15 protein-coding genes are annotated in these 14,235 nt (G+C 59.3%); 11 read left to right on the forward strand and 4 right to left on the reverse strand.

Annotation, left to right across the window (positions count from 1 at the left end):
• Positions 1-127 precede the first annotated feature (127 nt).
• The gene (locus BLV20_RS00240) at positions 128-1,177 is read right to left on the reverse strand and encodes an NAD(P)-dependent alcohol dehydrogenase (protein ID WP_092295279.1); all 1,050 of its coding nucleotides are present in this window, start codon (positions 1,175-1,177) and stop codon (positions 128-130) included.
• A 167-nt stretch (positions 1,178-1,344) separates the two neighbouring features.
• On the opposite strand from BLV20_RS00240, the gene BLV20_RS00245 reads away from it, so the two are divergent.
• Positions 1,345-2,253, forward strand: a complete 909-nt coding sequence (locus tag BLV20_RS00245; protein WP_092295282.1) for an AraC family transcriptional regulator — start codon at positions 1,345-1,347, stop codon at positions 2,251-2,253.
• Positions 2,254-2,314: 61 nt separating this feature from the next.
• On the opposite strand, the gene BLV20_RS00250 is transcribed toward BLV20_RS00245, so the two are convergent.
• Complete coding sequence (locus BLV20_RS00250; RefSeq protein ID WP_092296945.1) at positions 2,315-2,758, reverse strand: helix-turn-helix domain-containing protein; 444 nt, start codon at positions 2,756-2,758, stop codon at positions 2,315-2,317.
• A 79-nt stretch (positions 2,759-2,837) separates the two neighbouring features.
• Here BLV20_RS00250 and BLV20_RS00255 point away from each other — a divergent pair, with 79 nt between their 5' ends.
• The 10 genes from BLV20_RS00255 to BLV20_RS00300 all read left to right on the forward strand — a co-directional run bounded on the left by BLV20_RS00255 (position 2,838) and on the right by BLV20_RS00300 (position 12,424).
• Positions 2,838-3,356, forward strand: coding sequence for a DUF2938 domain-containing protein (locus BLV20_RS00255; RefSeq protein ID WP_092295285.1), 519 nt, complete (start codon positions 2,838-2,840; stop codon positions 3,354-3,356).
• A gap of 139 nt (positions 3,357-3,495) precedes the next feature.
• Positions 3,496-4,389: an amidohydrolase family protein gene (locus BLV20_RS00260; protein ID WP_092296948.1), complete on the forward strand. Its 894-nt coding sequence runs from the start codon at positions 3,496-3,498 to the stop codon at positions 4,387-4,389.
• Positions 4,390-4,424: 35 nt separating this feature from the next.
• A complete protein-coding gene (locus BLV20_RS00265) occupies positions 4,425-5,399 on the forward strand; it encodes a dienelactone hydrolase family protein (protein ID WP_092295288.1) in 975 nt (324 codons plus the stop codon).
• Between the two features lie 235 nt (positions 5,400-5,634).
• On the forward strand, positions 5,635-6,630 hold the full coding sequence (locus tag BLV20_RS00270) for a GlxA family transcriptional regulator (RefSeq protein WP_092295291.1): 996 nt from the start codon (positions 5,635-5,637) through the stop codon (positions 6,628-6,630).
• 346 nt (positions 6,631-6,976) lie between these two features.
• Positions 6,977-7,666 (forward strand): ABC transporter permease, encoded by a 690-nt coding sequence (locus tag BLV20_RS00275; RefSeq protein ID WP_092295293.1) that lies wholly within the window; start codon positions 6,977-6,979, stop codon positions 7,664-7,666.
• Positions 7,663-8,661 carry an ABC transporter ATP-binding protein gene (locus BLV20_RS00280; RefSeq protein WP_092295296.1) on the forward strand — a complete coding sequence of 333 codons (999 nt, stop codon included), beginning with the start codon at positions 7,663-7,665 and terminating at the stop codon, positions 8,659-8,661. Before BLV20_RS00275 ends, BLV20_RS00280 begins: the two co-directional genes overlap by 4 nt.
• Before the next feature lie 2 nt (positions 8,662-8,663).
• Positions 8,664-9,332: an ABC transporter permease gene (locus BLV20_RS00285; RefSeq protein ID WP_092295299.1), complete on the forward strand. Its 669-nt coding sequence runs from the start codon at positions 8,664-8,666 to the stop codon at positions 9,330-9,332.
• 54 nt (positions 9,333-9,386) lie between these two features.
• The gene (locus tag BLV20_RS00290; RefSeq protein ID WP_256577626.1) at positions 9,387-10,268 is read left to right on the forward strand and encodes a glycine betaine ABC transporter substrate-binding protein; all 882 of its coding nucleotides are present in this window, start codon (positions 9,387-9,389) and stop codon (positions 10,266-10,268) included.
• Positions 10,269-10,428: 160 nt separating this feature from the next.
• On the forward strand, positions 10,429-11,973 hold the full coding sequence (locus BLV20_RS00295; RefSeq protein WP_092295305.1) for an amidase family protein: 1,545 nt from the start codon (positions 10,429-10,431) through the stop codon (positions 11,971-11,973).
• A 163-nt stretch (positions 11,974-12,136) separates the two neighbouring features.
• On the forward strand, positions 12,137-12,424 hold the full coding sequence (locus tag BLV20_RS00300; protein WP_092295308.1) for a hypothetical protein: 288 nt from the start codon (positions 12,137-12,139) through the stop codon (positions 12,422-12,424).
• 39 nt (positions 12,425-12,463) lie between these two features.
• Here the strand turns inward: BLV20_RS00300 and BLV20_RS00305 are convergent, their stop codons facing one another.
• A complete protein-coding gene (locus tag BLV20_RS00305; protein WP_175540131.1) occupies positions 12,464-13,009 on the reverse strand; it encodes a histidine phosphatase family protein in 546 nt (181 codons plus the stop codon).
• A 172-nt stretch (positions 13,010-13,181) separates the two neighbouring features.
• Complete coding sequence (locus BLV20_RS00310) at positions 13,182-14,234, reverse strand: SDR family oxidoreductase (RefSeq protein WP_092295313.1); 1,053 nt, start codon at positions 14,232-14,234, stop codon at positions 13,182-13,184.
• Position 14,235: the final 1 nt, after the last annotated feature.

Consider the following 14,235-nt stretch of genomic DNA (forward strand, 5'->3'; position numbering starts at 1 on the left):
TGTGCCGGCGCTCGGGCGGCGCGGAGGGTATCGGTCATGGGGAGGGGTTCTCTATTTGTGCAAGCGCCCAGGCGGCCCGGCGATCATTGCCGGCCGGGCTACCGGGACGCTGGAGCAACGGTGGCGTTCAGCCCGCCAGGGTGGCGTTGTCGATGACGAAGCGGTACTTGACGTCGCCCTTGAGCATGCGTTCGTAGGACTCATTGATCTGGTCCGCGCGCACCAGCTCGATGTCGGCGACGATGCCGTGCTCGGCGCAGAAGTCGAGCATCTCCTGGGTCTCGGCAATGCCGCCGATCATCGAGCCGGCGAGGGTCCGGCGTTTCATGATCAGGTTGAACACATTGGGCGAGGCATGCGGAGTCGCCGGGGCGCCCACCAGGGTCATGCCGCCGTCGCGCTTGAGCAGCACCAGGAAGGCGTCGAGATCGTGGGGCGCGGCCACGGTGTTGAGGATCAGGTCGAAGCTCTTGGCATGGGCGGCCATTTCCTCGGCATTGCGCGACACCACCACTTCGTCGGCGCCCAGCTGGCGAGCGGCCTCGCGCTTGGCGTCGGAGGTGGTGAACGCCACCACGTGCGCGCCCAGGGCATGGGCCAGCTTGATGCCCATGTGGCCCAGGCCACCGATGCCGACCACGCCGACCTTCTTGCCGGGCCCGGCCTGCCAGTGGCGCAGCGGCGAATAGGTGGTGATGCCCGCGCACAGCAGCGGTGCGACGGCGGCCAGCTGTTCCTCGGGGTGGCGGATGCGCAGCACGTAGCGCTCGTGGACCACGATCTGTTGCGAGTAACCGCCCAGGGTCCAGCCCGGGGCGTCCGGCGTCGGGAAGTTGTAGGTGCCGATCATGCCGTCGCAGTAGTTCTCCAGGCCGTCCTCGCAGTCGGCGCAGTGCTTGCAGCTGTCGACGATGCAGCCGATGCCCACCAGGTCGCCCGGGTGGAAGCCGTGCACATGGGCGCCGACCGCCGCGACCCGGCCGACGATCTCGTGGCCGGGCACGCAGGGAAACTGCGTGCCATGCCACTCGGCGCGAACCTGGTGCAGGTCCGAGTGGCAGATGCCGCAGAAGGCGATGTCGATCTGCACGTCATGGGCGCCGGGGGCGCGACGGGCGATCTGCAGTGGTTGAAGAGGTTGGTCGCCCGCATGGGCGCCATAGGCGTTGACTAACATTGCACACTCCATCCTGCGTTACGTTAGATGATCATTCTCCCGGGCAGGCGCAGGCGGCCAGTAGTGCATTTCGCTGGAATTCTTGCCTGATTCTCTGGACTTTGGTTTTTTCGGTAGGAGCGGCACCGGGGCCGGGTTAACGTCTGGCAAGGAGGGTCCATACCGACATGACACGCCCACACGACACCCGCGCCCAGGCGCCCCAGGAAACCCTCGCGCGCCTCATTGGCGCCTGGATTAAACACTCGGGAGACTGCTCGACACCCATCCCCGGTCTGGGCTTCTTTCGCCGCGACATCCCTTCGCCGCCCTCCGTGTGCATGGTCGAGCCGAGCATCGTCCTCGTCGCCCAGGGAGCGAAACAGCTGTGGGTCGGCGGCGAAGCCTACCCGTACGACCCCTCGCGCTTTCTCGTGACCTCACTGGACCTGCCGGCCAATTCCGAGGTGACGGCGGCCAGCCTGGAACAACCCTGCCTGGGGCTGGGCTTCAAGCTCGACCCGCGCATGCTGGCGGAGCTGGCTGCCCAGGGCGGGTTGCTGCAACCTCGCGATCGAGGCGCAGGCAAGGGCGTGGGCATCGGCACCGCGACGCCGGCCATGCTGGCCTCGTTCGTGCGCCTGCTGCAGTTGCTGGACGAGCCCGAAGCCATCCCGGTGCTGGCGCCGCTGATCCAGCGCGAGATCCATTACCGCTTGCTGCTGAGCGACCAGTCGGCGCGGCTGCGGCAGATCGCCTCCGTCGACGGCCAGGGCCACCGGATCGCCCGGGCCATCGACTGGCTGAAGCTGAATTACACCGCGCAACTGCGGGTCGACGAACTCGCCGCCCGGGTGCAGATGAGCACGCCGACCTTTCACCACCATTTCCGCCAACTCACCGCCATGAGCCCGCTGCAATACCAGAAATGGCTACGCCTGACCGAAGCCAAACGCCTGATGATGAACGAACACCTGGATGTCTCCAGCGCCGCCTTCAGGGTCGGCTATGAAAGCCCCTCGCAGTTCAGCCGCGAATACGGCCGGCTGTTTGGCGCGCCGCCCAAGCGGGATATTGCGCAGTTGCGGGGAGTGTAGGAGGGGGTAGGAGTATTAGGGTTTAAGGAGTGCCTGAACTGAAAAAGGTGCGCGACCGTGACTAAGGCTTTTTTCGTCTGTGCAGGTCGCCTTTTCTGGTTTTTCTCTGGATATCCCCCGTACTGACGGCATTGAGCATTTTCTGAAACTTTGAGCATTCAATGTGACGAGCCGCAGGGCAGGACGCTACTCGACGAAGCTCGTCGCGTATGGCGCTGAGTCGCTCGATGGTGCGGTCCAGTTCGTCAGCCTTGTCGTTCAGCCGCTGGCGATCAATGTCAGGCTGGCCCTGCGCGTCCAGCATGGCGACGAGATCGTCCAGCGAAAACTCGGCCGACTGGCCGAGCGCAATCAAGGACAATCGCTGGAGTACATCGGCACGAAACACGCGACTCAGGCCCCGACGACCTATCGAACTGATAAGGCCTTTCTCTTCGTAGTAGCGCAGCGTTGAAGCCGGTAGACCGGAACGTCGCGCCACTTCACCAATATCCAGCTCTTTCATGCTTGACCTCAAGTCGACTTGAACTTGCAGACTGCTCGGATCAAACCGCCAAAACAGGTTCAAGGCAAGGAGCAATACCATGGGAACAGCCGAGACAGCACTGCGCATTCTGTTTGTTGGAATGGGGGCCACGCTGATCATGGACGTAGCGGCTTTTATTCAAGCGCGAGTGTTTGGCCTGGCGTCGCTTGACTATGGCCTGGTGGGTCGTTGGTTGGGCCACATGTTCCACGGGCGGTTTAGTCACTCCCCGATCATGACGGCGGCTCCTGTCAGGAATGAACGCCTGATGGGGTGGGTGTTCCATTACGTCACGGGCATTGTCTTCGCGATGGTGCTGATCGGTGCGAAAGGGCTTGCCTGGATCTGCAACCCGACGTTGGTGCCTGCGCTGGTGATGGGGTTGGTCAGTGTGATTGCGCCTTTCTTCATCATGCAGCCCGCGTTCGGTTTCGGCGTTGCTGCTTCGAAAACAGCGGCACCGAACGTGGCAAGGCGCAGAAGCGTTACTGCGCATCTGACGTTCGGACTGGGGCTTTTTGTGGCGGGATGGCTATTGATGCTGCTCTTTCCTGCATCGTCCTGTTCTGCAGTTTAAATCCGAGCGGTTACTCTCGAATCTTCCCTGTTCATAAAACCGTATATGGCGAAATTTTGATACTACACGTCGAGTTGGCGGGAGCGACGAGGTGCTAACGACGATTATTGTTTTCGCACAAAAGCCGGAAACAATAATCATGCTGCCGCTGACCGAAAGAATAGACAGTCACGTTCATTTTTATACGTCGGAAGATCTTCGTCGGGTGGCCGGTTCGTTGCCTTATACATTGCCTGAACCGCATCCGCTTACAGCCTATCTGGATATATTGATCGATGCCGGAATCACTCCGACGCTCCTCAATAATGTCCATCTAAGTATTCTGCCGGATTCCGAAAACGTATTTGCCTCATTTGACGAACTCAAGCAACTCCAGGCCATCAATCCTCAGCGTTATGGGAACGTCAAACTGGTGGGGACGATCAAGGCCGACCCGGCTTACGCCACCCAAGAGCGTCTCGCGCATCCCCAGGTGATTGGCGCTCGAATCGTTCTGCACGATGCAAGGCCTGAAACGGTTTCCGCTACATGCTTCAGCGATGAGTCGTGGTCGGCGTTGTATGCGCGCCTTTCGCCGCACCAGCACCTGCACATTTATGCGAAGGAAGCTGAGACCAATCTGCGTGTATTGCGCCAGATTCCTCGCGATGTGAGGGTGATCATCGATCATTTGGGCACTTGCCATTACGAGCGGGACGTCATCGAGCCGGCTTATATCGCGCTACTCGCCGAAGCGAGCGAGCGGGGCAACGTGTGGTTCAAGGGCCCTGGCTATCGAACCTCTGTTGATCCCGAGAAAACGGCTGGCTTCGTGAAACAGATTGTTGGCATGGTCGGGGCGGACAAGCTCATATTGGAAGCCACCGATGCTCCCCACGTCGGGACCGACAATCAGCGATCGCCATATTCCAAGTGTTTTGATTCAGGCAAGGCATTCAAATTTGTGGATGCCGTCGCCCAGCATGTTTCCAAACAAACAAAAATTCCTGTTGAACAACTTCTCCGAGGAGCAGTTGGCCAATTAGGCGCTTGATTTACTCCCACGCTTTAACTTCGAGATGATTAGCGATGACCAACATTACAACAAAAGAAATCAATTTTACCGTTAAGTACGGCGATGAAACCCTGAGCCTCAAAGGCACGGTTTTTCAGCCAGAACAACTTGACGCTACGTCGCAAAAACTGCCGCCGGTTATCTTCAACTCCGGTTTCACCGGCGGGGTGACGATGTACGGCCAACTATTCGGTCGCGCTCTCGCAGCCCGTGGTTATCGCGTGATGACCTACGACGTGGCGGGTTTCTTCTCCAACAAGCACATTCGCAACACCATTGTGTCGGGCGATAAAGTCATCACTAACGTCAACCTTGAAGACCAGAAAGACGAAGTCCTGGGTGCCGTTGAGTGGGCGCGAGAGCATTTTGGTGAGATGCCGGTAGTCGCGTCCTGGGCGATGGGCTCGGTGGCCAGCCTTGGCGCCGTGGCTGAATTGGCCGCGGCTGGTGGCGAGCAGATTCGCTTCTGGGTGCCGATGAGCTACACCAACATTCGCAAGCTGCAGGCCTTGCGTGCAGATGCCGTTGCGGCCGACGCAGCAATTGAGCAACTGGAAGATAATGCAGCGATCCCGCCGTTCGATACCGGCACCGATGCCACCCGTCTTGGCTACTATCCGCTGGATGCAGACACTCAGGCCTACGTTGATTCGCAATTGGGCGGCTACACCGAAGCTGGCGGCGCAGACCGCTGGCCTGGTTGCACCCACGTTACGGCGAAGTCCTACAAATCCTATGTGGTGTACGACCCGGAGCAATCCATCGAAGGTGCAAAAGGCTTCCCGCCTGCGCTGATCATTCATGGAGCCGACAACACTTTGCATATGCCCTCGGAGTCGGTGCGTCTGCATCAGAACTATCCTGGCGATGCCGGCTCAAGCGCGCTGATTATCCCGCACATGCAACACGGCCAGCAGAACCAGGTTGACAGCCTGGTGTTCAAGTCGATGATTCAGAGCATTGACGACGCCATCCGCGCGCGCGGCTGATTCGCTCGCCAATATCCCTGCGTGACCTTGGAGACCAGGTTGCGCGGGGGGTTCCAACATCTCCCCACCGGCATTGTTATCTGTCGCAATCCTCGGTCGGTTGCCTGGTCGTTCCATCGATTCAATCTGGCTGAATGAGTGCCTAACCCATAACATGGCGTGTCCAAAGCCACTCCTTCGGGCTGGCCTGAGCGGTTCAGCCGAACGTCTGGTACCTCCATGAAAGGATCCGGCGATGACAGCCTCAACAGAGTCACCGACACCTTCGATCGGCAATATCACCAAGCGAATCGGGCTGCTCATTCTGCCCGAGTTTTCCATGATGGCGCTGGCGGGTGCGAGCGAGCCATTGCGCTCTGCCAATCGGTTGTCCGGCAAAACGCTGTATGAGTGGACCTTGCTTACGGAGTCGGGTGGGCCGGTGAGTTCCAGCAGCGGCATCGAGATCCAGACCGTACCGGTCGATCAGGCGCCGGAACTGGATCGCGTGTTTGTTCTGGCGAGCCTGGACATCGAACATCAGAAACCGCCGAAAATATTGCGCTTTCTGCAGCGCGCAGCCGCTCGGGGAAAAACCGTTGGCGCCCTGAGCACCGGTACGTTCATTCTGGCGCGTGCGGGACTGCTGGACGGCAAGCGCTGCACGTTGCATTGGGAATGCATCGGCCAGTTTTCAGAAGAGTTCCCGGCAATCGAAGTCACCAAGGATTTGTACGTAAACGATGACAACCGTTGGACGTGCGGGGGAGGGACGGCGGCCATCGATTTGATGCTGGCGCAAATCGCCCTTGATTTCGGCAATCCGCTCGCGGCCAGTGTGGCCGAACAATTCCTGCATGCCAGGATAAGAGCCCCGGAAGAACATCAGCGGATGTCGATTCAGTGGCGATTTGGCATTCACGATCGACGGCTCACGGCCGCCATTGCCTTTATGGAGAATAATCTGGAGCGCGTCGTCGGCATCGAAGAGATCGCCGATCGGTGCAATCTGTCGCACCGTCAACTGGAGCGCTTGTGGCACCAGCACTTCGCGATGACCCCGAAAAAATTCTATCTGGAGTTGCGGCTGAACGAAGCGCGCCGTTTGTTGCGTGAAAGCACTCAGCCTATTGCCTCCATCGCCTACACCTGTGGCTTCGTGTCGGCCTCACATCTGGGCGCGGCGTATCGTCGAATCTGGGGCTGTACACCCGGGGAGGAGCGACGGAAATTTGATGATGCGCACTCCTGATCGCCGTCCCTGATCGCGATAAACCCAGGTAGAGGGGGCCTTCCATGCAACCGCTGGCATCTTCCACTTCGTAGAACCACATAGCTAGCTAATGACTTGGCTTCGCCGGGCGATGCGTTCGGCACGCCTGGGGTCCTGGACGATCCCGACACCTCTTTCTTCGTTTCACCCTTGATGGGGCATTGCCAGCTGGTGAAACGCGTGACGTCGGTTTTTTGATAGAAATCGTCGAACTCAAAGCTCAGGCTCCGTCCAGTAGCGCGGTAGTGTTTCTTTCATATCCGGCGTTCACTTCCAGATGCACGACCGAAAAACAACAACAATGACGTACAGAGGCATTACAACCATGGAAACCTTGAGTTTCATTCTGGAAAACGGCGGACTGATCAGTCTGTTGCTTGGGCAGCACCTGCTCATCGTGACGATAGCCGTGGGATTGGCAATTCTCACCGGTGTTCCAGTCGGGATCGCTATCTCCCAGCATCCCAGAACCCGCCGAGGGGTCCTGGCGTTCGCCGCTGTCTTGATGACCATTCCCTCCGCCGCGCTGTTTGGCCTGATGATTCCGGCCCTATCGCTGATTGGCTACGGAATCGGTGTTGTGCCGGCGGTCATTGCACTGTTTCTCTATTCCCAACTGCCCATTATCCGCAACACCACCACTGCGATCTCCAATATCGACCCCGCATTGCGCGAAGCGGCGATCGGCATGGGCATGTCGACCTGGCAGCGCCTGAGCAAGGTTGAGTTGCCCATCGCGGTGGGGCTGATCATGGCGGGTGTGAGGATGGCAACCGTGATCAACATCGGTATTGCGGCCATCGCGGCCTACATCGGCGCTGGGGGCTTGGGCAGCCTCATCATTCGCGGTATCGCCCAATCGGATACCCGACAGCTGGTGGCCGGCGCGATCGTCATCAGCGTGATCGCCATTGCCGCCGATTACGCGCTGTACGGCTTGCAGCGTGTCCTGACACCCAAAGGCCTGAACAAGAACAAAGTGGCCACTGGCCGAATGAAGGAAGCTACGACGTGATCCAGATCGAAAATTTAAACAAGAAATTCGGCTCAATCACTGCAGTAGAAGATGTCTCATTCAATGTTGAAGAGGGGCAGATCTGCGTACTGCTTGGGCCATCGGGCTGCGGTAAAACCACGACGCTGAAGATGATCAACCGACTGATCACGCCGACCTCGGGCACGATCCGGATCGGTGGTCGCGACACGTCCGAACTGGACAGCGTCACCCTCAAACGCTCCATCGGTTACGTGATCCAGCAAGTCGGGCTGTTCCCGAACATGACCGTCGAGGAAAACATCTGCGTCGTTCCCAATCTGTTGGGCTGGGACAAAACCAAGAGCCGCAAGCGTGCCGCGGAATTGCTCGAGGTTGTTGCGCTGGATCCGTCCAGATTCCTCAAGCGTTACCCGTGCGAACTTTCGGGAGGCCAGCAGCAACGCGTGGGCGTGGCCCGAGCCTTGGCCGCGGATCCACCGGTGATGCTGATGGATGAACCGTTCGGTGCGATCGACCCGATCAACCGGGAAGTGATCCAGGACGAGTTCATGCGCATTCAACGCCTCGTCAATAAAACCGTGCTGTTTGTCAGTCACGACATCGATGAGGCAGTGAAGATGGCGGACTGCGTCGCCTTGTTCCACAACGGCAAAATCCAGCAGTTCGGCAGCTCGGATGATTTGCTGGCGCGGCCCAACAGCGATTTCGTGGCCAACTTCATGGGTGGCGACCGGATCATGAAACGCCTGCGTCTGCTGCGGGCCGCGGACGTGGCCAGCAAGGTACCGCCGCGGGAGCATATGCAGGTAGTAGGCGGCACCAGCGGCGTAGCTTCGCACACGCATCTGGTCGTCAGGCCCGGGGATGATCTGCGCCAAGTGCTCTCGCAGTTGTTGGGGCGTGGCCAGGACTGGGCGCTGTGCAACGACAACGACGGCCGCTTTATCGGCTATGTCCACCAGGCCGACATCCTGGCGCGACTTGTTGAAAACATTACTCCGGTGGTGCATTGAAGATGTCTGACTTTCTGATCAGATTGTGGCAAGGGCTGCAGTTTTACTGGGGCGACATCAGCTACCTGACGGTCCAGCATCTGCAGATCGTGGCGGTCAGCGGGGCGCTGGCCCTGGCCATCGCTCTACCGTTGGGCGTCTGGATGAGCCGTCCGAAGAACCAGCGGTACGCCATGGCCAGCATGCAGATCCTGAATGTCGGCCAGGCGATCCCCAAACTCGCATTGCTGGCCTTGGCCATGAGTTTCATTGGCGTTGGCAGCGGCGCAGCGATCATCGGCTTGTTTGTCGCGACGTTGTTGCCGGTGGCCGTCAACACCTATGAGGGATTGCGCGCGGTCCCGCAGCACTTGGTTGAAGCGGCCGAAGCCATGGGCATGACGCCACGCGAAACGTTGTGGAAAGTCGAAATTCCCAATGCGATGAACGTGATTTTCGCCGGCATCCGCACGGCGCTGGCGATCAACGTCGGCACGGCGCCGCTGGCCTTCCTGGTCGGCGGCGGGGGATTGGGCGAGTTGATCTTTACCGGGATCGACCTGAATGACTTCGGCATGATGCTGGCCGGTGCCGCGGCGACCGCACTGTTGGCGATTGCGGTCGATCTGGGCTGCGGCTTGATTCAAAACATTGCTGTGTCACGGGGCTTGCGGTTGACCGGGCGCGAATGAATCTGAAGACCATATACAAAAATCAATAATATGAGGTGCGCGATGATTTATCGAATGCTGGCCAGTCTGATCTTTTCCCTGAGTCTTATTGCAAGTGGTATGGGCAGTGCTTCCGCCAACGCAACGATTGTGGTCGGTGGCAAAAAATTTACCGAGCAACAGCTGGTCGCCGAGATGACCACGCAACTCCTGCGCGCTAATGGTTACAACGTCGATAAACGACCGGACCTGGGTTCTTCCGTATTACGCGCGGCACAAGAGAATGGTCAGGTCGATGTGTACTGGGAGTACACCGGCACTTCGCTGATTACTTACAACAAAGTTACAGACAAGCTTGACGCTGACCAGACTTATAAGAAGATCAGCGAGCTTGACGCACAGAAGGGCATCACCTGGTTGAACCCTTCCAAGGCCAATAACACTTACGCTTTTGCCATGCGCAAGGACGAGGCCGAGAAAGATGGCGTGGCCTCGATCAGCGATCTTGCGAAAAAAATCGAGACAGGCAAGTCCTATAAGTTTGCGTCCAACGCCGAGTTCTTTTCCCGACCTGACGGTTTGCGTCCTCTGCAAGAGATGTACGGGTTTGAATTCGAGCGCAAGAACATCGTCCGCATGGACGGCGGGCTGACCTATCAGGCGCTCCGGGACGGTCAGGTCGATCTGGCTCTGGTTCTGTCGACGGATGGGCGGATTCCGGCGTTCGGCTTTGTGTTGCTGAAGGACGATAAACGCTTTTTCCCTAGTTACGCGCTGACACCCGTGATCCGTACGCAAGTGTTCAAAGACAATCCGAAGATCGGTGAATTGCTCAACGCGCTGTCCTCCAAGTTGGACGACGACACCATTGCGGGCCTCAACTCCCGAGTCGACATTGGTCGTGAATCCATCGAGAGCGTGTCCAAGGAGTTTCTGCAAAAGAACCAGTTGCTCTAATTAACCCGCGGTGCTGTCCAATCACGCGGTTTGCTCATGAGTGTCCGGGCCGGCTGAATATCGCTGGCCTCTTTTTATCCTGCCAAGTTGTGACGCTCATTCCACTCGCTTGGGGCATGGGCTCATTGCGTTCGTCTGTACTTATTAGGGGAAGAACCCGATGCAGTTGAATAAAAAGTTAGTTGCATGCTCGTTTTTGATATGGGCGGCAAGTGCCCAGGCGGATGACGGCATCGAGCGCATGACCCTTGCCGATATGCGCCATGCATTGGACACCGGGACCCTCACTTCCGAGCAACTGGTCCAGCACTATCTCAATAACATTCAGGCGAACAACCATCAGGGTCAGAACATCAATGCGCTGGTGACCGTCAATCAACAGGCGATCGATCAGGCCCGGGAATGGGATGCTCAACGGGCGAAAAATCCAACGGCCAGGTACGCTCCGCTCGCCGGCATTCCATTCGTGGTGAAGGATAATTTTGATACTGCCGGCATGGTCACTTCGGGTGGCTCCTACGTGCTGCGGTCTTCAGTGCCAAGCCAGGATGCTTTCGTCGTAAAGAAGCTGATCGACGGGCAAGCGATTCTGCTCGGCAAGGCCAATTTGTCGGAGCTGGCTGCGTCGTTTGGCTGGTTTGGCTACAGCTCGTTTGGTGGTCAGACATTGAACCCGAGAAACACCAAGCGCGATGCCTCCGGCTCGAGCAGCGGTTCTGCCGCCTCGGTAGCGGCGGCATTTGCACCTTTTGCCTTGGGCTCGGACACCAGCGGCTCGATCCGCGCGCCGGCCAGCGTTACTGGCACGGTCGGTCTGCGACCTTCGCTGGGGCTGATCAGCCGCAGCGGCATTATCCCGCTTTCGCTTGCGTTCGATACCGGTGGCGTCATCACCAACAGCGTGCTGGATCAGGCCATCGTGCTCGACGCGATCAAGGGCCAGGACGCCACCGATCCGGCGACCCTTGACATCGCCGCGGACAAAATACAGTTCGAATCCGCGCTAAGTGCTACCTCGCTGCAAGGCAAGACCATCGGGGTGGTCACCAACTTCAGAGGCGCGAATCCTGAAGTGGATGCGGTCTTCGAGTCTGCCCAGAAAACCCTCGCTAAACGCGGTGCGAAGGTCGTTACCATCGAACTGCCAAAAGCCTTTGAAACCTTATGGAGCGACGTTCTTGGCCCTGTGGGGGAGAGCGAATTCAAACCTCAGTTCGAACGCTACCTCGCCACGCTCAATCCAGGTCAGCCGCGCACGCTTGCGCAGTTTCTCGAGCTGGCCAGAAAAAACCAGGCTGAAAGCGGACCGCATGGCATGAATCCGGCGCGTCTGGCTGGACTGGAAACGGTAGCGAAAACCACCAGCACCGATTCGCCGCAATACATCTCCATCCTCTCGCGCAAGATTCCGCAATTGCGCGCACAACTGACAGACATCATGCACAAGAACAACGTCGATAGCCTGTTCTTCGCGACCATCAACTGCCCGGCTTCGGTGGTCCATGGCGTGACCGATGACAGTTATGTTTGCTCATCCGGAGATACATATGCGTCGTCCTACATTGCCTCGGCGACCGGATTCCCCGAGATCACCATTCCGGCGGGCACCATCAAGGGCAATCTGCCGGTCGGGGTGTCGTTCCTCGGTGGCTATGGCGAGGACGCCAAGGTTGTCAGTTTCGGCTACGCGTATCTCGGTCGGTAATCGTTCCGATACGGCTCCAATAGTGGTTTGATTTTTTCCGTGATTAGACCGATAAGAGAACAGCCTGCACTCCGCCTGCCTCAACTCGACCAACTATCGCCGCTCTCAAAAATGCCAGGAACACCAGGATGAAGACCCAACGGCCGCCAACGATGCCGCGCTCATGAAAACACTGCTGATCGCAACCACCCTGGCGTTATTGGCGGTGTTTTATGTCGGCTATTACCAGGCGCTCGAGGATGGCGATATCGAGACGATCGTCTTCATAAAGAAGCACCCGACGCTTCAAATGAAGTTCTACAACCTGCACGCCAACGATGGCGAGATCAGGAGAGTCGAGCGCCTTACCGAGCAGGAGCGGCGCTGGATCGTCGATTACTGCCGCTACCGGTTGGGCATCGACACCGCGTTTACCCGCCAGGACGAGGTGGAAACCTGTGGGAAAAAATAGCCATTAATAGGGCGTTCGGGATACTCCTCCGGCCACGGCCTAAACACCGCCGTATCGATATACCGTCGCACTCCAATAGCGGCTGCCACCGTTATGGGTTTGGCGGACCCACCCCTGTGTCTTCAGTTGTCGGGCGATCAGTCGATTCATGACGCCATGGCCGAGCAGCAGAACCGGTCCGTCGCTGGCGAGGGCTTGAAGGCGTTGCGCGGCGGTGCTGGCGCGGGTCCTTGCGGTGGCGGCGGATTCGACGCTGGGCGAGTAACCGCACAACCACAGGACCCGAAGGATAAATGCCCAGGTAAACGGCGATAGCCGTGGCCGTTTCCAGCGTCCGTAAGGTAGTTGCGCTTCAGAGAAAAGCGCATCGACCAGGGCCGGTTTCAGGCCCAGCGCCTGGACAGAGGCCAGCGCCCGCGGCGCGTTGCTGGAGACAATCACCCTGGCGGTGGCGGCGAGTTGCAGGCTGGCCCGCGGGACGGGCTGCTGGGTGATTTCGCAGCGGTTGTAGTGTTCGATCCAGCCCTTCATGTCGAGCGCGGACAGTTTGTCGGTGGCGGCCAGTTTTGGCTGGCCGTGGCGCATCAGGATGATTTCCCTGTTCACAGTCTTTTACGTCCTTGAGGTGAGTGTGGAGAGGGTACGCGAAGCGCGGTCGCGGGCACTCGAAGTATCTCTCGGGTGCCGGCGCGAAACCGCAGCAATGCGAGGCGAGCCCAGCGGCTTAGGGCTCGACGGTCACGCCATCGGCAACAAGTCAGTCTTCGGCCATGGCGCGGGCGTGTCTCGCACCCTGGGTTTCAAACCAGTCGCGGTCGCGGTACCACGCCACGGTGTCGGTGATCGTCAGCTCCAGCGCCCGAAAGTTCAGGCCCAGTTCTTGTTCGCTCTTGCGGTGGTTGAAACGGCTGCGGTCCTTCTCCCGTACCAACAGGCGCAAGGTGGCCAGGCTCAGCAGGATGGGCCTGCCGGTCAGGCGCGCGTAGACCTCCTGCACCGCCGCCAGGGTGTAGAGCAGGGGCAGCGGCACGTAGCGAGCAGGGGTCTTGACCCCGGCGATACGCCCGAGCACAGGCACCAGTTCGGCCATGGTCATATGCCGGCCCGCCGCCAGATAACGTTCGCCTCGCCGCCCGTGGCTGGCCGCGGCAATCTGCGCCAAGGCCACATCGCGGGCGTCGACGACGGAAAAGCTGCCGGGGATCAGCCCGGGCAACTTGCCGTGCAGGACATCGTCGACCAACTGCCCCGAGGAGGTCGGGCCCAGGTCGCCAGGGCCCCACATCCAGCCCGGCAGGACCATGCAGGCCTGCATCTCGGGATGGGCCTCGAGGAACGTCAGGACGGCACGGTCGGCGAGGATCTTGCTGCGGTAGTAGCCATCCGCGTTGGCGTCGGCGCGCAGGCAGGTTTCATCGATGGCGCTGCCAGGCGCGCCGTCGAGCACGGCAATCGAGGACGTATGGATGAACCGGCGGATACCGGCGCGGTAGGCCTGGTCGAGCAGTTCCCGGGTGCCGATGACATTGATCTTTTCCAGTTCCTGCCAGTGGCTGCCGCCCTTGTAGTTGTCGCGAAAGAACGCCGCGGTGTGAAACACCGTATCGCAGCCTCGCAGGGCCGCAGCGAAGGCCTCGACATCGCCCATGTCGCCAACGACCAGTTCCACGCCCGACAGGTTCTTGAACTGCTGTTCACCCTTGGCCCTCGAGCGCACCAGGGCCTTGACCGCGCAGCCACGCGCGAGCAATTCGCGCACCAGGTTGTTGCCCAGCAAACCGGTGGCGCCAGTCACGAATGCACAACGCATG

This window comes from Pseudomonas sp. NFIX28 (genome assembly GCF_900107395.1).
In the GTDB taxonomy this organism is placed as follows: Bacteria; Pseudomonadota; Gammaproteobacteria; order Pseudomonadales; family Pseudomonadaceae; genus Aquipseudomonas.